Below are 24,505 nucleotides of genomic sequence, written 5' to 3' on the forward strand. Positions count from 1 at the left end.
CGGCCAGTTCGAGCCAGCGCTCTTCGGTGGCTTCCTTCTCGGCCTGCACCTGCTTCAGCTCGGCTCCCAGCGTGACCAGCTTGTCCGGTTCGGTGGCCGCTTCGGCCAGCGCCGCGTGCAGCTTGTCCTCGCGGTCGGTGAGCTTCTCCAGGGCCCTTTCCAGCTTGGCCAGTTCCTTGCGGGCCGCGCGGTAGGCGGCCGAATCCGTCGCCGGGGCGGCGGAATTCGCGGCGGCCGAAGCCGCCGAGCGGGCGGGGGTGTCGGTCCGGCCAGCCGTGAGGGCGGCGCGCTTGCGCAGGTATTCCTCGATCCCGCCGGGCAGGTTGGTGAGCTTGCCGTCGCCGAACAGCGCCCAGGTGGAGTCGCAGATGCGCTCGATCAGGTAGCGGTCGTGGGAGATGACCACCAGGGTGCCCGCCCAGCCGTCGAGCAAGTCCTCCAGCTGCTGCAGGGTGTCGATGTCGAGGTCGTTGGTGGGCTCGTCGAGCAGCAGGACATTGGGCTCGGCCATGAGGATGCGGGTCAGCTGCAGGCGGCGGCGCTCGCCACCGGACAGGTCGCCGACCGGGGTGCGCTGCTTGGCCGGGGTGAAGCCGAGCCGCTCGGCCAGCTGACCGGCGCTGATCTCCTTGTCGCCCAGCATCATTCGCTGCGCCACGTCCTGGACCGCCTCCAGCACCCGCATCTTCAGCGGCAGGTCGTCGAGTTCCTGGCGCAGCCAGCCGATCTTGACGGTCTGGCCCTGGATCCGCTTGCCGGATTTCGGGTCCACATCGCCGGCCAGGGCGCGCAGCAGCGTGGTCTTGCCCGACCCGTTCACCCCGACCAGGCCGACGCGCTCGCCCGGGGCGAGCCGCCAGGTCAGGTCCGTCACCAGTTCCCGGCCGTCCGGGGTGGCGAGGGTGGCGTCCTCGAGTTCGATCACCACGCGGCCCAGGCGCTTTCGCGCGAAGGATGCCAGCTCGACCTTGTCGCGCGGCGGCGGCACATTGGCGATCAGGGCCTCGGCGGACTCGATGCGGTAGCGCGGCTTGGAGGTGCGGGCCGGGGCGCCGCGGCGCAGCCATGCGAGTTCCTTGCGGGCCAGGTTCTGGCGGCGGGCCTCGCTGGCATCGGCCTGGCGGACGCGTTCGGCGCGGGCGAAGATCCAGTCGTTGTAACCACCGTCGTAGGTCTCCACCTTGCCGCCCTGCACCTCCCAGGTGCGGGTGGCCACGGTGTCGAGGAACCAGCGGTCGTGGGTGACGACCACCAGCGCGCTGCGGCGGTTCAGCAGGTGCTCGGCCAGCCACTGCACGCCCTCGACGTCGAGGTGGTTGGTGGGCTCGTCCAGAACCAGCAGGTCGAGGTCGCGGACCAGGGCGGCGGCCAGGGCGGTGCGGCGACGCTCACCACCGGAGAGGTTGGCGACCGGGCTGTCCATGCCGAGGTCGGCGATGCCGATGCCCTCGACCACGGACCGGATGCGCGGGTTCGAGGCCCATTCGTGTTCGGCCACACCGTCGGTGCGCTGATCCTCGGCCAGGCCCGCGAGCACGACCTCGCCCACGGTCGCCCCCTCCGGCAGCACGCCGCGCTGGGTGACGACGGCCATGCGCAGATCGCCGCGACGGCTCACCCGGCCCGAGTCGGGGTCTTCCAGTCCGGTCAGCACTTCCAGCAGCGTGGTCTTGCCACCACCGTTCAGACCGACGACACCGATCCGCTCCCCCTCCTGCACGCCGAGAGAGACGCTGTCGAGCAGCGGCTTGATGCCGAAGCTCTTGGAGACCGCTTCCAGATTGACCAGGTTGGCCATGAACAATTCCGCCTCTCCGAGCCTCTTGCCGAACCGTAAGAGCGTACGCAATACGCCTCCCCGCGCCTTCGGCGCCCGGCTGGGAGCCGTCGACCGTTGGGCACGCTTGCCGGCGATCGAGAGCCGAACCGATTTCGGACGTGCCCCGGGAGTTGTCCGGAAGTCGCGAAATCAGCTGTCACGTCGGGATTTCAACCCCCGAACGTCCCAGCCTCAGTTGTCGCCGACGATGCGGCGAGCACCCGGCACCGGGCCGTAGGCCGTGCGCACGCTGCGGCTCACGCCCGCGCCCGCGAGTTCGGCGGCGACGGTGACGGCGGCCTCCTCGCTTTCGCAGAGGAACGCGCAGGTCGGGCCGGAGCCGGACACGATGCCCGCGAGGGCGCCCGCGGTGACGCCCGCGCGCAGGGTGCGGCGCAGGTCGGGTTTGAGGGAGAGGGCCGCGGCCTGGAGGTCGTTGCCGAGCAGGGGGGCGAGCTGGGTGGCGTCGCCGGAGGCCAGGGCCTGCAGCAGTTCCTCGGGGTTGCCGAGTCGCGGCGGATCGCCGGCCGCGCGCAGGCGGTCGAGTTCGCGGAAGACGGCCGGGGTGGACAGGCCGTCCTTGGCCAGTGCCAGCACCCAGTGAAAGGTGTTGCGGGACAACACCGGAAGCAGCTTCTCGCCGCGGCCGCGGCCGAGCGCGGTGCCGCCGTGCAGGGAGAAGGGGATGTCGCTGCCGAGTTCGGCTGCGATATCGGACAATTCGGCACGGCCGAGGCCGAGTTCCCACAGGTCGTTCAGTCCGACCAGCGCCGCCGCGCAGTCCGCGCTGCCACCGGCCATGCCGCCCGCCACCGGAATGCCCTTGGTAATGGCGAAATCCACCAGGGGCGCGCGGCCGCCGAGGTCGGCCAGTTTGACGGCGGCCTGCCAGACCAGGTTGCCGCGATCGGTGGGCACCTCGTCGGCGCCCTCGCCGGTGACCTTGACCCGCAGCGTGGCGGAGGGCGTGATCTGGACGTCGTCGCTCAGCGACAGTGCCTGGAACACGGTGGTGAGGTCGTGGTAGCCGTCCTCGCGCAGGTCGCCGACCCCGAGGTGCAGGTTCACCTTCGCGGGCGCGCGCACGACGACAGGGCTGGGCACAACTGAGAGCACGCGCACAGCCTAGTCGACAGATTTCCCGCTCGAGTACTTGCGTCGGGTACCCGTGGGGGGTATGTTTCTGGATGTCGGGGATACCCCTACACCGTATGAAATCGAGCGAAGGAGACCACCATGGCCACCAGCACCTACACCGTCACCGGCATGACCTGCGGCCACTGCGTCGGTTCGGTGCAGAAGGAGATCGGCAAGATCGACGGTGTCACCAGCGTGGATGTGGATCTGGCCACCGGCCTGGTCAAGGTCGAGTCCACCGCCCCGATCGCCGACGCCGATGTGGTCGCCGCCGTCGACGAAGCCGGTTACGAGGTGGCGGTGTGAACGATCGACTGAAGTTCGCCGCCTTCGGTGGCGGACTGGTCGTCTTGTTCGGAGCCGCGCTCGGCATCGGCGCCCTGGTGGGCGACCGATCGGGCGCGGCCCCGGCCGAAGCCGGCCCCGACCACAGTCAGCACGACGCCGCCGCGGCGACGGGCCTGCAGGACAGCCTCTCCGGCTACACCCTCAGCGACATCAGCGCCCCGCCCGTCCCCGATCAGCAAGGCGCACTGCGATTCCGGATCACCGGACCGCAGGGCACCGTCACCCGGTACGACAACCTGCACGAGAAGGACCTGCACCTGATCGTGGTCCGTTCGGACGCGAGCCAGTTCCGGCACGTGCATCCGGCCCGGGCCGCCGACGGCACCTGGTCCATCGACTGGAAGTGGGCCGAACCCGGCAGCTACCGCGTGTTCGCCGACTTCTCCCCCACCGGCGGGCCCGGCGAGCTGGTGCTCAGCCGCACCATCGCGGTCGCGGGGAACGTGACCGACAAGCCGCTGCCGCCGGTCTCGCGGACCGCCGAGGTGGATGGGTATCGCGTCACCGTGAACGGCGACCTGAACACCGCGGGCAGCGAGCTCACCTTCACCGTCACCCGCGACGGCAAGCCGGTGACCGATCTGCAGCCCTACCTGGGCGCGTACGCTCACCTGGTAGCGCTGCGGGCCACGGACCTGGCCTACCTGCACGTCCATCCCGAGGGCGAGGTCGGCAAGACCGCACCCGGCCCCGCCGTCGTCTTCCACGCGGCCGTTACCTCCCAACCGGCTGCGCCGAGTGACGGCAGGTACCGCCTGTATCTGGACTTCCAGCACGGTGGCGCGGTCCACACCGCGGAATTCACCGACGAAGCATCCACCGCCGCATCCGATTCGGATGCGCCCGCCCACCACGGAGGAGGTCACTCATGAGCGCCCCGGCGCCCGAGCGTTCGATCGAACTCGATATCGGTGGGATGACCTGCGCCTCTTGCGCGGCCCGGATCGAGAAGAAGCTCAACCGGATGGACGGCGTCACCGCCTCCGTCAACTACGCGACCGAGAAGGCGAGGGTCAGCTTTCCCGACTCGGTGAGCACCGATGACCTGATCGCCAAGGTCGTCGACACCGGCTACACCGCCGCCGTGCACCACACGGAACCGGTGAAAGCCGAGACGGCCGAGGCCGATTCGGCTCCGACTGCGGCGGATCTGTTGCGGCACAAGCTGCTGGTGACGCTGGCGCTGGCGGTGCCCGTGGTCGCCATGGGGATGTTCCCGGTGTTCCAGTTCACCAACTGGCAGTGGCTGTCGCTCACCCTGGCCGCTCCCATCGTGGTGTGGAGCGCTTCCCAGTTCCACCGCGCCGCCTGGGTGAACGCCAAGCACGGCGCGGCCACCATGGACACGCTGATCTCGCTGGGCACACTGGCCGCCTTCGGCTGGTCGGTGTACGCGCTGTTCTGGGGCAACGCCGGCATGCCCGGCATGAAGCACCCGTTCAGTTTCGCCATCGAGCGCGGTGATTCGTCCTCGGCCCTGTACTTCGAGGTCGCGGCCACCCTGGTCACGGCCATTCTGGCGGGGCGCTACTTCGAGGTGCGGTCCAAGGAGAAGGCCGGATCCGCCCTGCGGGCGCTGCTGGAACTGGGCGCCAAGGATGTCTCGGTGCTGCGTGACGGCGTCGAGACCCGCATCCCCATCGGCGAGCTGCGGGTCGGCGAGGAGTTCCTGGTCCGGCCCGGCGAGAAGATCGCCACCGACGGCCTGGTGGTGAGCGGCAGTTCGGCTCTCGACATGAGCATGCTGACCGGCGAGTCCGTGCCGGTCGAGGCGGGTCCCGGCGATCAGGTCGTCGGCGCGACCGTGAACGCGGGCGGTCTGCTGACCGTGCGCGCCACCCGGGTCGGCGCGGATACCCAGCTGGCGCAGATGGCCTCGCTGGTCGAGGAGGCGCAGAATGGCAAGGCTCCGGTGCAGCGGCTGGCCGACCAGGTCGCGGGCGTGTTCGTCCCGATCGTCATCGCGATCGCAGTTGCGGCGCTGGGCTTCTGGCTCGGCACCGGCGCGGCCGTGGCGACCGCCTTCGGCGCGGCCGTCGCGGTGTTGATCATCGCCTGCCCGTGTGCCCTCGGATTGGCCACGCCCACCGCACTTCTGGTGGGTACCGGTCGCGGCGCGCAGCTGGGCATCCTGATCAAGGGCCCGCAGGTGCTGGAGTCGACGCGGCGCATCGACACCGTGGTGCTGGACAAGACCGGCACCGTCACCACCGGCAAGATGACGCTCGCCGAGGCGATTCCGGGCGCCGGGGTGGACACCGACGAGCTGTTGTCGGTGGCCGCGGCCGTGGAGCACGGCTCCGAGCACCCGGTCGCCAAGGCCGTGGTCGCCGGTGCGGCCGAGCGCGGACTCGACACCGAGCGGGTGGAGCAGTTCGTCAGCCACGGCGGCAAGGGCGTGCACGGCCTGGTCGGTGAGCGCGCGGTGGTCATCGGACGCACCGAGCTGCTGGAGGACTGGTCCATCACACTGCCGGAGTCCTTGGCGGAAGCCAAGATTCGGGCCGAGCGGGCCGGCCAGACGGCCATCGTGGTGGCCTGGGACGGGCAGGCTCGCGGCGTGCTGGTCATCGCCGACGCCGTGAAACCCACCAGCGCCCAGGCGATCTCGGAGATGAAGGCGCTGGGCCTGACCCCGGTGCTGCTGACCGGCGACAACGCGGCCACCGCCCGCACCGTCGCGGATCAGGTGGGCATCGAGCGGGTCATCGCGGAGGTGCTGCCCAGCGACAAGCTGGACGTGGTCAAGAAGCTGCAGGACGAGGGCAAGGTGGTCGCCATGGTCGGCGACGGCGTCAATGACGCGGCCGCCCTGGCCCAGGCCGACCTGGGGCTGGCCATGGGCACCGGCACCGACGTCGCCATCCAGGCCGCCGACCTCACGCTGGTGCGTGACGATCTGCGGTCGGTACCGACCTCGATCAAGCTGTCGCGGGCCACGCTGCGGACCATCAAGGGCAATCTGTTCTGGGCCTTCGGCTACAACGTGGCCGCCATCCCGCTGGCCGCCGCGGGACTGCTGAACCCGATGCTCGCCGGTGCCGCCATGGCGTTGTCCAGCGTATTCGTGGTCAGCAACAGCTTGCGACTGCGCCGCTTTCGCGGATGAGCGATAGCCGAGGGGCCGCCCGGATCACCGGATCCGGGCGGCCCTGTCGCATCGTGTTGAATGGCGGGTGACCACCGTCGTCCCCCTCCCGAGGAGACCCGTTGACCACCATCGCCGAATACCTGGCCACCGCCAAGATCGAGGCCGCACCGGTCGACCCCGCGGCCCCCGGAGCGCCCAAGGTCGCGGTCGGCGTTCCCGAAGGCTGGCAGCAGGTTCCGCCGAACATGTTTCCCGGCTCCTACGGCGTCTGGACCCAGGCCCCCGTGAACGGCTGGGCCGACAATGCCGTGCTGCTGGTGGCCACCTTCACCCCGCCCGTCGATGCCGGTGAACTGCTCACCCACGCCTTCGACGACGCTCGCCGCCTCCCAGGCTGGCAGGACCTCGAGACCGACACCGACGACTTCGAGGGCTGGCCGTCGGCCGGCATCACCGGCATCTACACCGTCGAGCAGCTCACGCTCTGGGCGTACAACCGCTACATCATCGTCGAATCCCCCAACGGCCAGTACCTGGTCCAGTTGACCATCACCACCCGCAACGACAGTGACGGCAGCGCCCCCACCACCCTCCTCGAGGGCCTGTCCATCTCGGCCTGACCCGCGCTGTTCAGCCCGGTTCGAGCTTGCCGCGTTCGCGCCGGCCGCGCAGCCGGCGCATCGCCCGGAATGCCGACCGGCCCAACGCGATCAATACGATGAGCATCACGATGAAGGCCACCACCGGGACCACCAGTGCCAGAATCGTGAGAGCCAGCGAGACCCCGTCCTCGACGGTCGACACCACCGGATTCCCCACGCCCGCAGTCGTTCCCGTGACCACCGGCCGCGCCACCGTGCGCCCGGCATGCACACTGCCCGCGGTGACGGCCCCGAGCACGGCGGCGACCGCGGGCGGCAGATGCGACGACAGACTCGCCTCGGCCGTGAACAGAATCGCCCCGGACACCGGAGCCACCAGCGTCCCGACCCCGTGCAGCACCGAATCCAGGGCCGGGATCTTGTCCCCCACGAGATCGAGCACGAACAACACCCCGATCCCGATCAGGGCGGGAGTCGACGCCAGCCACCCGTAGGAGTCGCCCAGATCAACCCATCCCACCCGATCCGCGATCCCCACCACCAGCAACGGCAGCCAAGCATTCAACCCCGCGGCCCCCGACAGCCCGAAGGCCCCGAGCACCGCCCCCACCGCCGTCGTGATCTCCATGCCCCCAGTGTGGCCGCTGAGCCGCTCGACGGCGAGCAATGGCCGCGCGCCACCGAGACGAAATCCGCCCAGTACGACAGCCATTACGGCTGGCACGCCGCCTTCTTCAGGCTCGGGCCAAGTCTCCGCCCAGGTGAGCACGAACCCCACTCCGTCCCAGCTGACCATCGACGTCCCCGCACCGAGCTGAGCACGTCCTGGCACGTCCGGACAGGTGATCCAGGTGCTCTGAGCATGAGCCGGCGGTAAACCGCGAAGAGCTGCGCGCGTCGATCCAGCGCAAGACCTCCGCGAAGCCCTTGCGGCACTGCGTGAATCAACGACCCTTACTGACGGACCGGAAAGGGCCGGGGCTCACTCTTCCAATCGGCCGACGGCCTTCTCGATCTCGTCGGCGAAGGTGCTACCCCCGACTTCCCAGGCGGCGGCACGGAATCGGTCCAGGAACTGGTCCAGGTCGGCGCGCGATCCCTCACCCGCATAGCCGAATCCTGCTGCGCCGGTGAATGTTTCGACAACCTTGTGCGCGACGTCCGCGATGCCGTCGCGAATTATCCTGTTCAGCGCCGCGGTCACGGCGATGTCGGTGCCGAGGTCGTACAGCATCAACGCGCCCTTGAATGCGGCATGGTCCGGCACACGCCAGCCGTCACCCTCGCGCCGCAGAAAACCCGCCGCGACCAGCTCATCGGTGATCTCCGCGGGTCGCTCTCCGAGCGTGTCCGACAACCGGCGGTCATCGAGGAATGGGTGCCGCTGCTCCGGCGACGGGTCGTACGGAGCGAAGAGCGCACTCCACTGCGCACCCCGAGCGCGGACATCCGGACCGGCGTCGAACAGGCGCCGGATGCCGTCGAGCTTGAGCCCCTGCGCGCGCAGCGCCGCGATGCGATCCAGGCGCCGCAGATGGGTCTCGTCGAAAACGACCTCCTTGCCCGCCCTTTCCGGCTTCGGCAGCAATCCGACCTGCTGGTAGTAGCGGATGGTGCGCGCGGGTACGCCGCTGCGCTCGGCGAGTTCCTCGCGGCTGTAGGTGCCCACGACGACAGTTTATCGATGCCACCGAAAACTGTCATTGACAGTAAATAGTGTCAAAGTTAGCGTGATGCGGACCACTCGCAGAAGGGCGTCTCATGTATCTCACCCAGGGCCTGCATCGCGCGGTGCAGCAGTATCCGGACCGTCCGATGACCATTCACGGGGACCGGGTTCGTACCGCCGCCGAGGTTCACGATCGGGTGGCGCGGCTGGCGGGCGCGCTGCGTGGGCTCGGGGTGGGCGACGGTGATCGGGTCGCGATACTCGCGTTGAATTCCGACCGCTACCACGAGTATCTGCTGGCGGTGCCGTGGGCGAATGCCGTGCTCAATCCGGTCAACACGCGCTGGAGTGCGGCCGAAATCGCCTATTCGCTCACCGATTCCGGCACCCGGGTGCTGTTCATCGACGACGCGTTCGCGCCGATGGCCGACGCGCTGCGCGAGGCCGGGGCCGATGTTCTCGTCCACTGCGGCGACGGTCCGACGCCGGAGGGCATGCACTCCTACGAAAACCTCATCGCCACAACAACACCCATTGCCGACGCGCGGCGGGGTGGCAATGAATTGGCCGGCATCTTCTACACCGGCGGCACCACCGGGTTTCCGAAGGGCGTCATGCTCAGCCATGCCAACCTGGCGACCTCCGCGCTCGGCGGTGTCGCCACCGGCTACCTGATGACACCGGGCACGGTCTTCCTGCACGCGGCGCCCATGTTCCACCTGGCCGACCTCGCCGGCTGGCAGGGCGTGCTGATGGTGGGCGGAACGCACGTGACCGTTCCGGTCTTCGAGCCGGCGGCCGTGCTCGCCGCCATCGAGACGCACCGGGTGACGGCCACCCTGCTCGTGCCGGTGATGATCCAGCTGCTGGCCGACCATCCCCGCGCCGCGACAGCCGACCTGTCCAGCGTCGAGCACGTCATGTACGGCGCGTCACCGATCTCGGCGGCTGTACTGGAACGGGCGATGAAGGTGTTCGCCCGCGCCGGGTTCACCCAGGCCTACGGCCAGACCGAGGCCGCTCCCATCATCACCATGCTCGGCCCCGAGGACCACCGGTCCGGCCGGTTGCGGTCGGCCGGACGCGCGGCCCCGCACAGCGAGGTCCGGGTGCTCGATCCCGATGGCGCCGACCTCCCCGCCGGCACCGTCGGCGAGGTGGCGGCCCGGGGCGGGCACGTCATGCTCGGGTACTGGAACAAGCCCGCCGAGACCGCGTCCGCCATGCGTGACGGCTGGCTGCTCACCGGCGACGGCGGCTACCTCGACGAGGACGGCTACCTCTACATCGTGGACCGGCTCAAGGACATGATCGTCACCGGCGGTGAGAACGTGTATTCGGCCGAGGTCGAGAACGCCGTCGCCGCACACCCGGCCGTCGCGGCCGTCGCCGTCATCGGCGTGCCGGACAGTGAATGGGGTGAGCGGGTGCACGCGGTCATCCAGTGCGCGCCCGGACGACAGGTGTCCCTCGACGAAATCCGCGAGCACACAAAGACTCTCATTGCCGGATACAAGGCCCCACGCAGCATCGAGGTCACCGACTCACTCCCGGTCTCGGGTGCGGGCAAGATCCTCAAACGCGATCTCCGGCAACGCCATTGGGGTGAGGCGGAGCGGCAGGTGCACTGACTTCGGACCGGATCCGGCCGGCGCGGATGACGCGCGCCGGCGGCTGCCGGGCTACGCGGCGTGTGCGATGCGCTGGGCCGATTCGCCGATCACCGCGCCATCGTCGCCGGTCAGGGTGCGGATGAACGAAAGCTGTTCGGCACGTCCGCGTTCGGAGGCGCGGGCCAGTCGTCCCGGCGCGAGCCGGAGTCACACCGAGCGCACCAGGTGGGCCGAAGTGCGCAACGCGGGGTACCAGGGCAGGGTGGCGGGCAGGCCGAGTTGTTTCATGGCCGCCGGGCTCAGATACATGGTGGCGATGGACAGGTGCTGGGAGCGCGCGATGCGCCCGCGCAGCCCGGCGAAACGGCGGTAATGCCAGCCGAGCGGCTCGTCGAGTATCGGCAGCGCCAGCTGGACCGAGGTCTCGTCGGGGTTCGTGATGGCCGTCATGGTGCGGTACAGAATCCGGACGCTGTCGCGAAAGTCCTTGGGCAGGAACCGTTCTTCCACCCCCATGACCCAGCCGACGTAGCGGGCGAAGTGCGCGATGTCAGCGAAAGCCCCGGCCCCGCGGCAGCATGCCGCCGGTGGAGGAGACGTCCAATGCCCACTGCGTGGTCTCGGCGAACCGCTACCGCTCGTTCAACCCGGCCTGGGCGCACAACCCGGCGACCGTCAGCTTGTCCAGCCCTTGCGCGCCGAGGATCTCGAAGAGCGCCGCCACCAGCGCGACCCGGCGCTGCGCGCGGCGTTCTTCGGCCTTGACCCCGCCGTAGGTCCGTTGTGCGGTCACGCCTCGATCCTGACACGCCGCCCGCCCTCCCGCGGAGCGGATCGACTCAGCTCTGCTGGGCGAGGCGGACGAAGGCCGCGGTGTCGAGGGTTTCGCCGCGTGCGGTCGGGGCGATTCCAGCTGCGATGAGGCGCTTTTCGGCCTCGGCGGCGGAACCGGCCCACCCCGCGAGGGCGGCGCGGAGGGTTTTGCGGCGCTGCGCGAAGGCGGCGTCGACGACGGCGTAGACACGCTGACGGAACGACTCGTCCTGGGGCCAGGGGGATTCGGCGAAGCGATCGATACGGACCAGGCCCGATTCGACCTGCGGGACGGGCCAGAAGATCTGGCGGCCAACGGTTCCGGCGCGGCGCACGGTTCCGAAGAAGCCGGCCTTCACGCTGGGGACGCCGTAGATGCGGCCGCCGGGAGTGGCGGCGAGGCGGTCGGCCACTTCCAGCTGCACCATGACGAGAGTGGTTCGGATGCTGGGGAATTCGGCCAGCAACGACAGCAGGACCGGCACGGCCACGTTGTAGGGCAGGTTGGCCACCAGCGCGGTCGGCGCGGCGGGCAGGTCGGCGCGGGTGACCTTCATGGCGTCCATGGGGACGACGGTCAGCCGGTCGGCGAGCTCGGGGGCGCGGGCGGCGGCGGTCTCCGGCAGGTGGGTCGCCAGGGTCGGATCGATCTCGACGGCGATGACCCGGTCGACCACGTCCAGCAGCGCCAGGGTCAGCGAGCCGAGGCCGGGACCGACCTCGAGCACGGTGTCGTCGCGGCCGACGCCCGCGGTGGCGACGATGCGGCGCATGGTGTTGGCGTCATGGACGAAGTTCTGCCCGAGCTGCTTGGTCGGGCGGACGCCGAAGCGCTCGGCCAGCTCGCGCACTTCGGCGGGGCCCAGCAGGGCGGCTTTTCCACGACCGGCGACTTCGGGTTCGGACATTCTGAAAAAACTATCAAGCTGCGCGAATCGACCGGCACCCGGTCCGCGACGCCGAAATCCGGCACCGGCGTTCGCCGAACATTCGCCACGCCCACCCGGCCGGGCGTGGCGGCGACACGCGCCCGACCAAATCAGCCATCTCGCAGGGTCTTTGACCAGGTATCCGGGTAGCGTCGCCCATCGGGAACACCAACCACAAAGGAGAGGTATGCCCGCTCGGCGGATTCGACGGCTCGTCCTGGGAGCGACCCTGCTCACCGCTGCGGTCGCCCTACCGGCGGGACCGTCGACTGCGGACGCCGCACCCGGCCTGGACCGGTTCTATCACCAGAACCTGCATTGGCAGCCGTGCGACGACGCGACCCTCGACGCCGCCGGCGCGCAGTGCGCGGGGGTCCTGGTGCCGCTCGACTACGACAACCCGGGCGGTCGCACCCTGACGGTCGCCATCTCCCGCGTCGGCGCCACCGATCCGAACCGCCGCCGCGGCGTCCTGCTGTCCAATCCGGGCGGACCCGGCGGCCAGGGCCTGCGCTATACGCTCGGCATCGCGCAGATGCTGACCCCGGACGTGCGCGCGCAGTACGACCTGATCGGCATGGACCCGCGCGGCGTCGGCCGCTCGGAGGCGGTCAGCTGCACGATTCCCGTGCCCACCATGCTGTTCTCGGCGGGCTTCGACATCTTCGGCATGGCTCGCGACACCGCCGTGGCCGCGGCGCTGGCCGGTGCGTGCGTGGGCACCGACCCGGAGAAGGCCCGCCACATCACGACTCGCAACACCGCGCGCGATATGGACGTCATCCGAAGCACTCTCGGCGAAGCGAAGCTCAATTACTACGGCGCGTCCTACGGCACGTATCTGGGCTCGGTCTACTCGCAGATGTTCGGCGACCACATCGACCGCATGATCCTGGACAGCCCCATCGACCCGGACCGCTACTACGTGGGCCTTTACCAGGACATGGGCCCGATCAACGAGTACGCCCTCGACGACTGGGCCACCTGGGCGGCCCGCCACGACGACGAGTACCACTTCGGCACGACCCGAGCGCAGGTGCGCGCCTTCATCGAGGACCTGATCCGGCGGTCCGTCGGACACGAGATCTACGGCAGCGGCTACCTGGTCGACGAGCACACCATTCCCATGATGATCTTCGCGCTGCTGACGAATCCGCAGATGAACTCCAACCTCGCGGATGTGGTGCACATGCTGGACGTCGGCGTGTCGGGCGGTCCGATCGACATGGACGCGATCAAGGCCAAGATCATCGCCGCGGTGCCGCTGGATTCCGCGAGCATGGCCGCGATCCAGTGCGGCGACAAGGCCGCGCCGCGTGATCCCGCCTGGTACTACCGGAATGTCGAGGCGGCTCGCCCGTCCCAGCCGGTGTTCGGGGCGTTCGCCAACAACATCACCGCGTGCGCCTTCTGGCCCGACCCGGTCGAGCCGCCCACCGAGATCCACAACGCGACGCCGATGCTGATGGTGGCGATCGTCCACGACACCCGCACCGCGTACCAGGAAGGGCTTGCGCTGCATGGGGATCTGACCGGCTCACGCCTGGTCACCCTGGCGGACACCAGGGTTCACGGCGCGCTCCGGCCGGGCCTGAGCCCGTGCGTGATCAAACTCGTGAACACCTATCTCGACACGGGCGCCCGCCCCGACGAGGACGTCACCTGCGAGCCCGACTTCTCCTGGTTCCCGCAGTGACGCCGTCGGATGTCACGGCACGGTCGGCGTGGTCAGGATCCGATCGCTGAACGCGCTGATGGCATCCCACATCTGCGGGTTCAGCTGGGTGTGGGTGCCGGTGCCGACCACGGTCTGGACGTTCACACCATTGGCGGCGAACTGCGCGGCCAGCGCGGCGTGCAGCGGCGACGGCACGGTGGTGTCATTGGTGTTGAGCAGCAACAGGATCGGCGCGTCGTAGCCGTTGACCGGCACGGTCATGTACTCGTTCATGGCCGCCTGGAACTCCGGGGCGTCCAGCGGGCGCGACAGCATGTCGCCGATGCTCATCCCGTCGACCACCTTCATGATGTCGAGGAAGCACAGGCTCTGCGAGGCGTCCAGGGCCTGCTCTCCGCGCGGGGTGAGGTAGCTGTCGACATCGACCTCGGGGTGGGTGGCGCGCAGCCCGGCCAGCATGCTGACCACGAACCCGTTGACGGCGGTCCCGGCCTGACCCGGAATCGCCGGCACCCAGGGTCCGACGAACGGGGTGATCTTCTCCAGGTCCGATTCCGGGTCGACCGCGATGGTGCCGCGGAAGTCGAGGTCGGGGAGCTGCGACGACTGCTGGTGCGCGGTGCCCAGGGCCGCCTGACCGCCCTGGGAGAAGCCGGTCACCGCCCAGGTGCGCGAGAGCGCCGGGTTCGCGGCGCGGGCCGCCTTGACCAGGTCGATCGTGGAACCGGCCTCGGTGCTGATCTCCAGATACGGGTGCGGGCCGGTGTCGAAGCGGCCCAGGCCCAGATAGTCCGGCGCGACGACGGCGAAGCCCTTGTTCACGAAATACTGCAGAACCTGGTCTTCCTTCGGCCGGGTCATCAGCGAGGTGTCGGTCTGCCCGCCGCAGCCTGGGCCCATGCCGGACGTGCCGTGGTCGTAGGCCATGATCGGCCAGCCGCCCGCGGGCGCGGGGCCGGATGGAACGAACAGTGCGCCACTGGCTTTCACCGGTTCGCCGTTCGAGCGGGTGGTCCAGTAGTCGATGATGGTGCCGTTCGGCAGACCACGGAAGCCGTCCGGTAGTGCGGTTTTGGCGATCGTGGTGGCCGCCGTCTCGGCGTGGGCCGGGCTTGCCGGCAGAACCAGCAGGGCGCCCGCCGACGCTACGGCCGCGGTGAAAATCCGCGTCCGCCAAGGCACTGACCGCATGAATCCTCCATCAGGTCCCGACCCAATTGTCATTGACATACGGGGCAGGAGTTTATCGATTTGAACGGAGGACCAGTATGAGAACACTCTGGCAATCGGCTACTCGCCGAGGTCGGGGCCAACCCATTGACGCGCCCTGAAACTTGTTCTAATTTCTCGCCATGTCGAGCAGATACGAAGGCCGTCGAGTACTTGTCACCGGAGCGGGATCGGGCATCGGGCAGGGCGTGGCCCTGCGACTGCTCGCGGAGGGAGCCCGCCTGGTCGCCGCCGATGTGAGCGAGGCCGGACTGGCCGCCACCGTCGACGCCGTCCCCGCCGATCAGCGCGAGCGCCTGCGCACTCTCACCGTGGACATCTCCAACCCGGAGGCAGTCCGGACCGTCACCGCGGAGGCGCTCGAATTCCTCGGTGGCCTGGATGTTCTGGTGAACGCCGCCGGCATCCTGCGCGCCGCCCACACCCACGAAATGCCGCTCGAGGACTGGAACCGGGTCATCTCGGTCAACCTGACCGGCACCTTCCTCATGATCCAGGCCGCACTCCCCGCCCTGATCGAGTCGGGGCACGGCGTGATCGTGAACTTCTCCTCCACCTCGGCCTTCGGATCCAACCCCTATATGGCCGCGTACTCCGCGTCGAAGGCGGGCGTCAACGCGCTGACCCACTCCATCGCGCTGGAATACGTGAAAAAGGGCCTGCGCGCGGTCAATATCGTGCCCGGCGGGATCAGCACCGGCATCACCTCGGGCCTGGCGCTGCCCGCCGACGCCGACTGGAGCCTCATGGCGCGGCTGCCCGGCTGGATCGAGGGCGGCGCGCTCGGCAAGCCCGAAGACATCGCGGGCGTGGTCGCCATGGTCGCCTCCGATGACGGCCGCTATATGACCGGCACCGAACTCCGCGTCGACGGCGGCGCGCTGATGTAGTGACACCACCCATTTCCATTCGCGACCGGTTGCTACGGCATTAGGCTGACACACGCTTCCTCAGCTTCATAACCACGTTCCAGCGGATCCGGACGGAGAGTTATGGGATACCGGCGGAGTTTGGGGGTGTTCGTCGCAGCCATGGGGTTGGCGGTCGCGGCGGGGTGCGGCTCATCGAACGACTCGGGCTCGAAGGAACCGGCATACGCCGAGACATTGCGGCCCCTCATCACCCAGCTGATGAAGGACAACGTCATCCCGGGAGCGGTGGTGGTGGTCAAGTCGCCCAAAGACGGTGACTGGACCGCCACCTTCGGGACCGGAACCATCGGCAAGGACGATCCGATGCAGGTGGCGGACCACTTCCGGATCGGCAGCAATACCAAGACCATGACGGTCACGGTCCTCATGCAGCTGGCCCAGGAGGGCAAGCTCTCCCTCGACGATCCGATCGACAAGTACTGGCCGGGCGTGCCGAACGGCGACCGGATCACCCTCGCGCAACTCGCCGAAATGCGCAGCGGTCTCTACAACTACACCTTCGACCACGACTTCAGCGCCGCGATCGACAAGGATCCGCAGCGGGTGTGGAAACCGGAGGAACTGCTGGCGATCGCGTTTGCGCACCCGGTCGATTTCCAGCCGGGCGAGAAGTTCGAGTACTGCAACACCAACACCATCCTGCTGGGGCTGGTCATCGAGAAGGTCACGAATATGCCTGTGGCCGAAAGCTTCCGGCAGCGCATCTTCGAACCGCTCGGGCTGAAGAACACCTCCTTCCCCGCCGTGACGGACTCCTCGATTCCGGATCCGCATCCGCAGGGTTACACCTTCGGCACCATGGTCTCCACCATCGACACCTTCGAGCTGCCGCCGGAGCAGCAGGCCGCCGCGAAGGCGGGCACCCTGCTCCCGAACGACCAGACCACCTCGAGCCCATCGTGGGCCTGGACCGCCGGTGCGGCGATCTCGACGGTCGACGACATGACCACGTACACGAAGGCGCTCGCCGAGGGCAAGCTGCTGGACGCCGAGTTCCAGAAGATGCGGATGGACAGCATCCAGCCGATCGATCCGGACAATCCAGCTATGGCCGGGTACGGTCTGGGCCTGGTGCGATTCGGTGAGCACCAGTACGGGCACGACGGCCAGCTCCCGGGCTTCATGACCTACATGGCCTCCGACCCGGATACCGGCCTCACCATCGTGGTCGCCACCAATCTGTCGGCGGTCCCCTCCGGCGAAGGGTCGGCGCTGGTCCTGGTGAAGGGCATGCTGCCGACCTTCTACGGCGCCACTGCCGTACCCGGACATGATCCGGCACAACGCAATTCCGGCGCGAGCACGCCCGCGCCGTCCGAATCGACGACCGGTGCGACCCCATGGACGACACCGAGGTAGTCATCGCGGGCGCCGGACCCGTCGGCCTCACCGCGGCGATCGAACTACGCCGCCGGGGCGTACCGTGCCGGATCCTCGACCCACTGCTGGAACCCCCGCAGTACGCGAAGGCGGTGGGCATCCAGCCACGCGCGCCCGAGGTGTTCGAGCGGATGGGGGTGCTGCGCCAGATCCTCGACGCGGCAATCCCATCGCGCGGGCAGCCGGCCTTCGTCAATGGCGAGCCCGACGCGACGATGGAGCCGGCGCTCCCGCCGGACGTGCCGCTCGGATTCGTCGGCCTGCCGCAGTACGAGACGCCGCCCCCGGCCTGCTCGACACACGTACGACGCGGAGCGCCGGCCCGGCGGCCGAGGCGGGCTCGACCGCTCTCCCACTGATCCGGCGAATACTTCCGTTCGGTAACAGTGGGATTCGCTGGACCGACATGCCTGGTGGCAGTGACCGCGACCGCAAGGGAGAGACATGGGTTCCGCAGACCTGATGAGCTGGCTGGCCGAGGGCTACCTCAACGGCGATCCGATCCGCTATCCGCTCTACGTCGGATTGATGTTCCTCAGCATGCCGTTGCAACTGCTGTCCACGTTGTCGGGACAGCCCTTCTAGGGAGGGACAGGCCCCGCTAGCCGATGCCGAGCCGCGAGGTGCAGGCCGGCCACGCGCCCCAGCCCTGACGGGCGCGCGTCACCTCGGCGATGGCGATCTGTTCCTCACGGGTCGCGAGGTCGGCGCGCGGGGCGTAGCGGGTGCCGCCCTGGCGCTCCCAGGTGTTCTGGTCGAACTGGATGCCGCCGAAGAAGCCGTTGCCGGTATTGATGGCCCAGTTGCCACCGGATTCGCATTTGGCCAGGGCGTCCCAGGTATTGCCGTTCTGCACCTCCGGGACCTCGGTGCCGGGCTTGGCGCCCTTGCGGACGGTCTTGGGCTGAGCGGGCACGATCACGGTGGACTTGATCGGATCCTTGCCCGCCTCATGGCCGTTCACGATGGAGACCGCGAAAGTCACGTCCTGCGTACCGGGTACGCCCGGATTCTCGACGATCGTGCGGCTCATATTGAGCGTCTGGTCCTCGATGATGTTCTCCGGCGGATCCAGCGGCACCCGCTCGGTGCGGTTCTCCACGATCTTGCGGGTGACGGTGATCTTCATGCCGTCGGTGAGCGGGGTGCTCGCGACCGGTTCCACCGAATCCTGATTGATCAGCGGGCGGCCCTGGACCTGCAGCAGCTCGCCGATGGTCGGGGCAGCGAGCCGCACCAGCGAGGCGGGCGCGCCATTGTCGCTGAGTTCGACCGTGCGCGGATTGGTGATGAGCAGCTGCGCGCCCTCGAGGGGCAGCGGGGTCGGGCGCGCGGGCGAGGTGAAGACGTCGCCCGGCAGGTTGAGCTTGCTCACGGCCTCGGCCACGGTGAGCGCGGTGGTCCAGGCCTTGGAGGGGGTGCCGTCGACGATGAGCGACACCTCGCGGGCCCGGTTCAGCGTGATGGTGGAGCCGTCGGCGATTTGCGCTCCGGCGGAAGGGGATACGTCGTCGCGCTTGGTGAGCGCGTACCCGGCGTCCTTGAGCGCGCCGCGGACGTCCCCGCGCATGGTGGTCTCGACGAACTGCTTGCCGTCGATGACGAAGGTGACCTGCTTCTTGCTCATGATGGCCACGCCGGCACCGAAGATGAGCGTGACGAGCATCGCCGCGACAGCCCCGTACAGCATCGGGGAACGCGACGAGTTGATCTTCGTCAATGCGTGCATCGGAAATCCCGGCATGGTCACAGTACGATAACGAGGGGGTCAGGGATTGACAACCACCCCCGGGGGAACTGCTAGTACGAATATCACGACCCGATATCGAACCGCAGGTAAATCACGATCACACTCGACCACAGTGAGCTGCGACACATACGACGAACCAAGATCAGGTGGCCGATTCCTGACAGCGACAACTGATTTCGCAGCGCCGAAGGCAACTCCCCGGGTACGCCCGAAATAGGTCCATCCCAGACCTCCGACACGCGCGCAGTACAGCGACGGCACCCGAGCCGGGCGCCGAAGTCCCGAAGACGGGTCAGCCGCTCAGATTCCGTAGACGCGCCGGGCGTTCGCCGTGGTGATCTTGGCCAGCTGCACCGGATCCTGTTCGCGCAGTTCCGCCAGCGCGCGCAGGGTGTAGGGCAGCATGTACGACTCGTTCGGCGCGCCACGGAACGGGTGCGGGGTCAGGAAAGGCGCGTCGGTTTCCACCAGAATCAGTTCGTCCGGAACGAGTTTCGCCGCCTCACGCAATTCGTGCGCATTCTTGAAACTGACCGTGCCCGAGAAACTCAGCACGTACCCCTCCTCCACGCAGGCCATCGCCATGTTCGCGTCGGAGGAGAAGCAGTGGAAGATCACGCTTTCCGGCGCGCCCTCGTCCAGCAGCACCGCCAGCAGGTCGTGATCGGCCTCCCGGTTGTGGATCATGAGCGGCTTGCCCAGCCGCTTGGCCAGGTCGATGTGCCAGCGGAAGCCCTCGACCTGATCCTCGATCTCCGCGCAGCCGTCCAGCTTGCCCGGCCAGTAGTAATCCAGCCCGGTCTCCCCTACCGCGACCACGCGCGGGTCCGCGGCCAGTTGCTCGAGCTCGGCCTTGGCGGCGTCGTCGAGGTGGTTGGCGCGCGTCGGGTGCAGCGCGACCGCCGCGTACACGCGGTCGTCCCAGTGCGCGGCGCGGACCGCGAAGCGCGCGGCCTCCAGATCGTCGGCGACCGTCACCAGCTCCCGCACGCCCACCGCGCGAGCCCGGTCCACCAGGGCCGCAACCGATTCCGGATCGGTGGCCCCGCAGGCGTCGATGTGGGTGTGCGCGTCGATGAGCGGCGACAGCGGCGCGGGCGGCTCGGGTGCAGGTCGGCGACCGGTCATGCCCGGCCCCCGGAAGAACGACGAGCGGCGGCTGCCACGGGGATATTCACGCGAGCGACGAAGGACACGCAGATAGAGTAGACACACCATGAGCGCATCCGATCGCCCCGCCTTTTACATCACCACGGCCATCGCGTACCCGAACGGCGCCCCGCACATCGGGCACGCCTACGAGTACATCTCGTCCGATGCCCTGGCCCGCTTCAAACGGCTGGACGGCTTCGATGTGTTCTACATGACCGGCACCGACGAGCACGGCCAGAAGGTGCAGCAGGCCGCCAAGGCCGCCGGTCTCGCCGAGCAGGAGTACGCCTCGCGCAACTCCGATGTGTTCGAGCGCATGGACAAGGCGCTCGACATCTCCTTCGACCGCTTCATCCGCACCACCGACGAGGACCACCTCGCCGCGTCGGTCGCGATCTGGGAGCGCATGGTCGAGGCCGGGGACATCTACCTCGACACCTACGCCGGCTGGTACTCGGTGCGCGACGAGGCCTTCTACACCGAGGAGGAGACCACCCTCCTCGAGGACGGCACCCGCGTCTCCACCGACACCAAGACCCCGGTGGAGTGGACCGAGGAGTCGAACTACTTCTTCCGCCTGTCCAATTACCAGGACAAGCTGCTCGAACTGTACGAGTCCACGCCGGAATTCATCGCGCCCGCGACCCGTCGCAACGAGATCGTCTCGTACGTGAAGGCCGGGCTGAAGGATCTGTCGATCTCCCGTACCACCTTCGACTGGGGTGTGCCGGTGCCGGGTCATCCCGAGCACGTCATGTACGTGTGGGTGGACGCGCTCACCAACTACCTGACCGGCGCGGGCTTCCCCGACACCGATTCGGCGTCGTTCCAGCGGTATTGGCCCGCGGACCTGCACATCATCGGCAAGGACATCTCGCGGTTCCACACCGTGTACTGGCCCGCCTTCCTGATGAGCGCCGGAATCGAGCTCCCCAAGCGGGTTTTCGTGCACGGCTTCGTCAACTACAAGGGCGAGAAGATGTCCAAGTCGGTCGGCAATGTGGTCGATCCGATGGACCTGGTCGACACCTTCGGCCTGGATGCCGTGCGCTTCTTCCTGCTGCGCGAGATCTCCTACGGCCAGGACGGCTCCTACAGCCACGAGGCCATCGTCAACCGCATCAATGCCGATCTGGCCAACGAGTACGGCAACCTGGCCCAGCGCTGCTTGAAGATGGTGGCCCGCGACTTCGGCGGCGTGGTCCCCACTCCGGGCGAGTACACCGAGGACGACCGCGCCCTGCTGGAACGCGCCAACGGCCTGTTGGAGAAGGTCCGGGCCGAATTCGACCAGCAGCAGATCCATCTGGGCCTGGAGCAGCTGTGGCTCACCCTCGGTGAGACCAACCGCTACTTCTCCGCCCAGGCGCCCTGGACCCTGGCCAAGGCCGGCACCCCGGAGGACACCGCCCGCGAGGGCACCATCCTCTACGTGACCATGGAGGTGCTGCGCATCGTCTCGATCCTGGTCCAGCCGGTCATCCCCGGCTCGGCCGGCAAGATCCTGGACCTGCTCGGCGTCACCGACCGCGCCTTCGCGGACATCGCCACCCCGCTGCGGCCGGGTGCCACCCTGCCGGAACCGGCCGTGGTCTTCCCGAAGTACGTCGAGCCGAAGTAGCCGGATCCGGTGCCGCCCGCCCTGCGGCGGGCGGCCACCGAGTCGTACCCGCGCACGCCGGGTAGAGATTCCCCTCCGAACTCCACCGCCGCCGGAACGGGAACATGGCGCGTGAACACACGAACTGCCCGGTCCGAATCGTGCATCGGATCGGGCAGCGGCTGATCTCGCCGATCAAGCATCCGGCCCGGCGCCTGTCCGGGTCAACCCGGTGAGGTGGCACGAATTGGGGTACCCACGCTCGGAGTCGGGTCGGCGCGCGGCGTCAGCATGAACAACTGGTACGGGCAGTTGTCGGGATGCCAGGCATTGTAGGAACGCATGGTCAGCGCCATCTGCTCGCCGGATTCCGGATTCCGGACCAGCACCAGTGAATCATTGAATTCCGCTTCGCTCAGATCGGTGGTCCAGAAGCGCTCGAAGTCCGGGTTCACCCGGCAGGTGTCGAGTATCTGGGCCAGCCGCTCCGGCGCCACCGTGCCGGGCGCGTTCACCCGCAGGATGAACAGCAGCCGGTGCACGATCAGCTCCCAGTTGATCAGCACCTCCCGCGCGATCGGCTCGGTCATCATCCGCTCGATGACGTTCGCCGGGCGGCCGGAATCCGGGTCGCTGGGCATCAGCCACGGAAAGGCTTCGCGCGCGGCCTGATTCGCCGCGAGGATCTCGTATTCAGGGGTCCGGTGATAGAAGGCCGGGAACGGCAGCGCCTCCAGATGCTCGAGGTCCTCCGCGCGCAGCGCCGGCGGCCACACCCCGGCCTCCACGGCGGACGGCATCGGCAGCGCCAGCGAGCCCATCTTGCGCAGCAGCCAGACCGGGGCCTGCATGGCCCGCGACCAGTCCGCCAGCCGATCCGGGGACATGGGCCGATCGCCCGTCTCGAGCTTCCGGTAGAGCGACAGGCTCACGAACATCCGCCGCGCGACCTCGTCCTGGGTCAGTCCGAGCTGCTCGCGCCGATAGCGCATGAACATGCCGAGCAGAGGCTGTTCGGGGATGGTCTCGATCGCATCGAGCACCACAGTGTCTACCTCCAGGGGGACGCGGGTCAGACGGTCGCGTAGGGATCGACGGTCGGGGTGCCGGGTGCGCGCGGCGTGAGCATGAACAGCTGGTACGAGCAGTTCTGCGGGTGAAAGGCGTTGTACGAGCGCATCGTAAGGCTCACGAGCCCACCGGTCGCGGGATCGCGGACCAGGACCAGCGAGTCGTTGAACACCTCCTCGTCCATGGGCGTGTTCCACATGCGCTCGAATTCCGGATTCACGCTGCAGGTTTCGACGATCTGGGCGAGCCGCTCGGGGGCGACGATCCCGGGCGAGAGGACCCGCAAACCGAAGACCAGCCGATGGACGATGGTGTCCCAGTTGACCAGCAGTTCGCGGGCCTCGGGCACGGTCATGAACTGCTCGATGACGTTCACCGGACGCGCGGCATCCGCGCTCGCTGGCGACAGCCACGGAAAGGCCCCACCGGCGGCCTGATTGGCGGCGAGCACCTCGTACTCGGGAAACCGGTGGAAGTACGCCGGATAAGGCAGCGCGTTGAGATGGTCGAGGTCCTCCTGGCGGAGAGCGGGCGGCCAGATGCCGCGTGCGAAGGTGGACACCTTCGGCATGGCCAGCGAGATCATCTTCTCCAGCAGCCACATCGGCGCGTCCATGGCCGCGCACCACTCCTCGACCCGTTCGGCCGAGAGCGCGCGCTCGCCGTTCTCCAGCTTCCGGTACAGCGAGACGCTGATGAACATGCGCCGGGCGGCTTCCTCCTGGGTGATGCCCAGCACCTCGCGCCGATACCGCATATACATCCCGACCAATGGTTGTTCGGGAATCAGATCGAACGCCCTGACCACCTGACCCGCCTATCTTCCCGCTGTTCACGGGACTGCGGTCAGCCTACGGACGGGCGCGCGGCGCGGCGACGCCGGACCCGGACGACCCGGGCGGATGGCTTGAAGTGCAGTCACAATGCAACGATGTGCATATGCAGCCCATCGACCCGAGGAACAACCTGTCGCCGCGCGGGAACGGGCACTCCGATCGGCATCGGGCGGCGCGGGACGCGCTGTTGATCTCGCAGCGCGGGCGGCTGCTCGCGGGGATGAGCGAATGCGTCGAGGTCAAGGGGTACAGGGGGACGACGCTGACCGACATCGTGGGCCGGGCCCGGGTGTCGCGGAGCACGTTCTACGAGCACTTCACCGATAAGGAGGAGTGCTTCGTCGCGGCGGTGGAGGCGGGAGCCGGTCTGCTGCACACCCGGATCTCCCAGGAGATGGCGAGGCTGCGGCATCCGGATGCGCGGGCGCTGGTGACCAATTCACTGACCACCTACTGCGAGGTGGTCGTGGCCGAGCCGCAGTTGGCGCGACTGGTGCTGGTGGAGGCGTTCAAGGCGGGCGGCGCGGCGGTGGAGCGGCACGATGCCTCGCTGGACATGTTCACCGCGCTGTGTCGGGACTTCCATCTGCGGGCGCGGGCCGAGTCCGCGGATATGCCGGAGGTGAGCGACGGGCAGCCGGCCCTGATCGTCGACGCCATCGCGGAGCGCACCCGGCGGATGATCGAACGCGGGCAGATCGCCCTACTGCCGCAACGGATTCCGGATCTGTGCGCCTTCGCCTTCGCGGTCCTGCGGCTGCCGCGGGCGTAGCGACTGAGGTCACCCGCCCGCAATCCCGGTACGCCCATGTTCCGAAGGTCCACCGATAATAAACATCTGAAGCGAACGCGATT

At 68.4% G+C, this 24,505-nt stretch carries 23 protein-coding genes and 1 pseudogene; 12 read left to right on the top strand and 12 right to left on the bottom strand.

Going from position 1 to position 24,505, the window contains the following annotated elements; translation table 11 throughout:
* Positions 1–1,798, bottom strand: a 1,798-nt coding sequence (locus tag ON33_RS24475) for an ABC-F family ATP-binding cassette domain-containing protein (protein WP_040861428.1), incomplete at its 3' end; no start/stop codon positions are given.
* A 213-nt stretch (positions 1,799–2,011) separates the two neighbouring features.
* A complete protein-coding gene (locus ON33_RS24480; protein ID WP_040861511.1) occupies positions 2,012–2,935 on the bottom strand; it encodes a 4-(cytidine 5'-diphospho)-2-C-methyl-D-erythritol kinase in 924 nt (307 codons plus the stop codon).
* Between the two features lie 120 nt (positions 2,936–3,055).
* On the opposite strand from ON33_RS24480, the gene ON33_RS24485 reads away from it, so the two are divergent.
* The 4 genes from ON33_RS24485 (at position 3,056) to ON33_RS24500 (ending at position 7,015) form a co-directional block, all read left to right on the top strand.
* A complete protein-coding gene (locus tag ON33_RS24485) occupies positions 3,056–3,262 on the top strand; it encodes a heavy-metal-associated domain-containing protein (protein WP_040861429.1) in 207 nt (68 codons plus the stop codon).
* On the top strand, positions 3,259–4,176 hold the full coding sequence (locus ON33_RS24490) for a DUF8832 domain-containing protein (RefSeq protein WP_040861430.1): 918 nt from the start codon (positions 3,259–3,261) through the stop codon (positions 4,174–4,176). The genes ON33_RS24485 and ON33_RS24490 overlap by 4 nt, the downstream gene beginning before the upstream one ends.
* Positions 4,173–6,413: a heavy metal translocating P-type ATPase gene (locus ON33_RS24495; RefSeq protein ID WP_040861431.1), complete on the top strand. Its 2,241-nt coding sequence runs from the start codon at positions 4,173–4,175 to the stop codon at positions 6,411–6,413. Before ON33_RS24490 ends, ON33_RS24495 begins: the two co-directional genes overlap by 4 nt.
* 101 nt (positions 6,414–6,514) lie before the next feature.
* Positions 6,515–7,015 carry an LpqN/LpqT family lipoprotein gene (locus ON33_RS24500; protein ID WP_040861432.1) on the top strand — a complete coding sequence of 167 codons (501 nt, stop codon included), beginning with the start codon at positions 6,515–6,517 and terminating at the stop codon, positions 7,013–7,015.
* Positions 7,016–7,025: 10 nt separating this feature from the next.
* Here ON33_RS24500 and ON33_RS24505 read toward each other — a convergent pair whose 3' ends face one another.
* Complete coding sequence (locus ON33_RS24505) at positions 7,026–7,625, bottom strand: DUF4126 domain-containing protein (protein WP_040861433.1); 600 nt, start codon at positions 7,623–7,625, stop codon at positions 7,026–7,028.
* Between the two features lie 354 nt (positions 7,626–7,979).
* On the bottom strand, positions 7,980–8,666 hold the full coding sequence (locus tag ON33_RS24510; protein WP_040861434.1) for a MerR family transcriptional regulator: 687 nt from the start codon (positions 8,664–8,666) through the stop codon (positions 7,980–7,982).
* Positions 8,667–8,758: 92 nt separating this feature from the next.
* Here ON33_RS24510 and ON33_RS24515 point away from each other — a divergent pair, with 92 nt between their 5' ends.
* The gene (locus tag ON33_RS24515; RefSeq protein WP_040861435.1) at positions 8,759–10,297 is read left to right on the top strand and encodes an acyl-CoA synthetase; all 1,539 of its coding nucleotides are present in this window, start codon (positions 8,759–8,761) and stop codon (positions 10,295–10,297) included.
* 189 nt (positions 10,298–10,486) lie between these two features.
* Here ON33_RS24515 and ON33_RS43545 read toward each other — a convergent pair whose 3' ends face one another.
* From ON33_RS43545 to rsmA, 3 genes are all read right to left on the bottom strand, one after another.
* Positions 10,487–10,828 carry an oxygenase MpaB family protein gene (locus ON33_RS43545; RefSeq protein ID WP_373281060.1) on the bottom strand — a complete coding sequence of 114 codons (342 nt, stop codon included), beginning with the start codon at positions 10,826–10,828 and terminating at the stop codon, positions 10,487–10,489.
* A gap of 82 nt (positions 10,829–10,910) precedes the next feature.
* Positions 10,911–11,072 carry a hypothetical protein gene (locus ON33_RS39960; protein ID WP_245550694.1) on the bottom strand — a complete coding sequence of 54 codons (162 nt, stop codon included), beginning with the start codon at positions 11,070–11,072 and terminating at the stop codon, positions 10,911–10,913.
* Between the two features lie 46 nt (positions 11,073–11,118).
* Entirely contained in the window at positions 11,119–12,000 is an 882-nt protein-coding gene (rsmA, locus tag ON33_RS24525; protein WP_040861436.1) for a 16S rRNA (adenine(1518)-N(6)/adenine(1519)-N(6))-dimethyltransferase RsmA, read from the bottom strand.
* A gap of 208 nt (positions 12,001–12,208) precedes the next feature.
* Between rsmA and ON33_RS24530 the strand changes: the two genes are divergently transcribed.
* Positions 12,209–13,717: an alpha/beta fold hydrolase gene (locus ON33_RS24530; RefSeq protein WP_051152743.1), complete on the top strand. Its 1,509-nt coding sequence runs from the start codon at positions 12,209–12,211 to the stop codon at positions 13,715–13,717.
* Positions 13,718–13,729: 12 nt separating this feature from the next.
* On the opposite strand, the gene ON33_RS24535 is transcribed toward ON33_RS24530, so the two are convergent.
* Positions 13,730–14,890, bottom strand: coding sequence for an alpha/beta hydrolase family protein (locus tag ON33_RS24535; protein WP_040861437.1), 1,161 nt, complete (start codon positions 14,888–14,890; stop codon positions 13,730–13,732).
* Between the two features lie 161 nt (positions 14,891–15,051).
* On the opposite strand from ON33_RS24535, the gene ON33_RS24540 reads away from it, so the two are divergent.
* The 4 genes and pseudogenes from ON33_RS24540 (at position 15,052) to ON33_RS42340 (ending at position 17,826) form a co-directional block, all read left to right on the top strand.
* Positions 15,052–15,819, top strand: coding sequence for an SDR family NAD(P)-dependent oxidoreductase (locus tag ON33_RS24540; protein WP_040861438.1), 768 nt, complete (start codon positions 15,052–15,054; stop codon positions 15,817–15,819).
* Positions 15,820–15,945: 126 nt separating this feature from the next.
* On the top strand, positions 15,946–17,220 hold the full coding sequence (locus tag ON33_RS24545) for a serine hydrolase domain-containing protein (protein WP_245550695.1): 1,275 nt from the start codon (positions 15,946–15,948) through the stop codon (positions 17,218–17,220).
* A pseudogene (locus tag ON33_RS24550) lies at positions 17,202–17,519 on the top strand (FAD-dependent monooxygenase); the annotation flags it as partial. The gene ON33_RS24545 and the pseudogene ON33_RS24550, both read left to right, overlap by 19 nt.
* 166 nt (positions 17,520–17,685) lie before the next feature.
* Positions 17,686–17,826 carry a hypothetical protein gene (locus ON33_RS42340; protein WP_169336840.1) on the top strand — a complete coding sequence of 47 codons (141 nt, stop codon included), beginning with the start codon at positions 17,686–17,688 and terminating at the stop codon, positions 17,824–17,826.
* Positions 17,827–17,842: 16 nt separating this feature from the next.
* Here ON33_RS42340 and ON33_RS24555 read toward each other — a convergent pair whose 3' ends face one another.
* Together ON33_RS24555 and ON33_RS24560 are read right to left on the bottom strand one after the other, a co-directional pair.
* Positions 17,843–18,970 (bottom strand): resuscitation-promoting factor, encoded by a 1,128-nt coding sequence (locus ON33_RS24555; protein WP_040861513.1) that lies wholly within the window; start codon positions 18,968–18,970, stop codon positions 17,843–17,845.
* 321 nt (positions 18,971–19,291) lie between these two features.
* Positions 19,292–20,119: a TatD family hydrolase gene (locus ON33_RS24560; protein ID WP_040861441.1), complete on the bottom strand. Its 828-nt coding sequence runs from the start codon at positions 20,117–20,119 to the stop codon at positions 19,292–19,294.
* Positions 20,120–20,207: 88 nt separating this feature from the next.
* On the opposite strand from ON33_RS24560, the gene metG reads away from it, so the two are divergent.
* Positions 20,208–21,764: a methionine--tRNA ligase gene (gene metG / locus ON33_RS24565; RefSeq protein WP_040861442.1), complete on the top strand. Its 1,557-nt coding sequence runs from the start codon at positions 20,208–20,210 to the stop codon at positions 21,762–21,764.
* Positions 21,765–21,967: 203 nt separating this feature from the next.
* Here metG and ON33_RS24570 read toward each other — a convergent pair whose 3' ends face one another.
* Both ON33_RS24570 and ON33_RS24575 read right to left on the bottom strand, forming a co-directional pair.
* The gene (locus ON33_RS24570; RefSeq protein ID WP_040861443.1) at positions 21,968–22,789 is read right to left on the bottom strand and encodes an MmyB family transcriptional regulator; all 822 of its coding nucleotides are present in this window, start codon (positions 22,787–22,789) and stop codon (positions 21,968–21,970) included.
* Between the two features lie 26 nt (positions 22,790–22,815).
* Positions 22,816–23,622, bottom strand: a complete 807-nt coding sequence (locus ON33_RS24575; protein WP_157184707.1) for a helix-turn-helix domain-containing protein — start codon at positions 23,620–23,622, stop codon at positions 22,816–22,818.
* 131 nt (positions 23,623–23,753) lie between these two features.
* On the opposite strand from ON33_RS24575, the gene ON33_RS24580 reads away from it, so the two are divergent.
* Positions 23,754–24,422 (top strand): TetR/AcrR family transcriptional regulator, encoded by a 669-nt coding sequence (locus ON33_RS24580; protein ID WP_051152744.1) that lies wholly within the window; start codon positions 23,754–23,756, stop codon positions 24,420–24,422.
* The last annotated feature ends 83 nt before the right edge of the window (positions 24,423–24,505 follow it).

The sequence above is a fragment of the Nocardia niigatensis NBRC 100131 genome, assembly GCF_000308655.1.
In the GTDB taxonomy this organism is placed as follows: Bacteria; Actinomycetota; Actinomycetes; order Mycobacteriales; family Mycobacteriaceae; genus Nocardia; species Nocardia niigatensis.

What these genes read in the sequence shown, in the direction of transcription:
- ON33_RS24485 (WP_040861429.1), top strand. Translation starts at nt 3,056, where the DNA reads ATGGCCACCAGCACCTACACCGTCACCGGCATGACCTGCGGCCACTGC.
- ON33_RS24495 (WP_040861431.1), top strand. Translation starts at nt 4,173, where the DNA reads ATGAGCGCCCCGGCGCCCGAGCGTTCGATCGAACTCGATATCGGTGGG.
- ON33_RS24505 (WP_040861433.1), bottom strand. Translation starts at nt 7,625, where the DNA reads ATGGAGATCACGACGGCGGTGGGGGCGGTGCTCGGGGCCTTCGGGCTG.
- ON33_RS24515 (WP_040861435.1), top strand. Translation starts at nt 8,759, where the DNA reads ATGTATCTCACCCAGGGCCTGCATCGCGCGGTGCAGCAGTATCCGGAC.
- rsmA (WP_040861436.1), bottom strand. Translation starts at nt 12,000, where the DNA reads ATGTCCGAACCCGAAGTCGCCGGTCGTGGAAAAGCCGCCCTGCTGGGC.
- ON33_RS24530 (WP_051152743.1), top strand. Translation starts at nt 12,209, where the DNA reads ATGCCCGCTCGGCGGATTCGACGGCTCGTCCTGGGAGCGACCCTGCTC.
- ON33_RS24535 (WP_040861437.1), bottom strand. Translation starts at nt 14,890, where the DNA reads ATGCGGTCAGTGCCTTGGCGGACGCGGATTTTCACCGCGGCCGTAGCG.
- ON33_RS24540 (WP_040861438.1), top strand. Translation starts at nt 15,052, where the DNA reads ATGTCGAGCAGATACGAAGGCCGTCGAGTACTTGTCACCGGAGCGGGA.
- ON33_RS42340 (WP_169336840.1), top strand. Translation starts at nt 17,686, where the DNA reads ATGGGTTCCGCAGACCTGATGAGCTGGCTGGCCGAGGGCTACCTCAAC.
- ON33_RS24555 (WP_040861513.1), bottom strand. Translation starts at nt 18,970, where the DNA reads ATGCACGCATTGACGAAGATCAACTCGTCGCGTTCCCCGATGCTGTAC.
- ON33_RS24560 (WP_040861441.1), bottom strand. Translation starts at nt 20,119, where the DNA reads ATGACCGGTCGCCGACCTGCACCCGAGCCGCCCGCGCCGCTGTCGCCG.
- metG (WP_040861442.1), top strand. Translation starts at nt 20,208, where the DNA reads ATGAGCGCATCCGATCGCCCCGCCTTTTACATCACCACGGCCATCGCG.
- ON33_RS24580 (WP_051152744.1), top strand. Translation starts at nt 23,754, where the DNA reads ATGCAGCCCATCGACCCGAGGAACAACCTGTCGCCGCGCGGGAACGGG.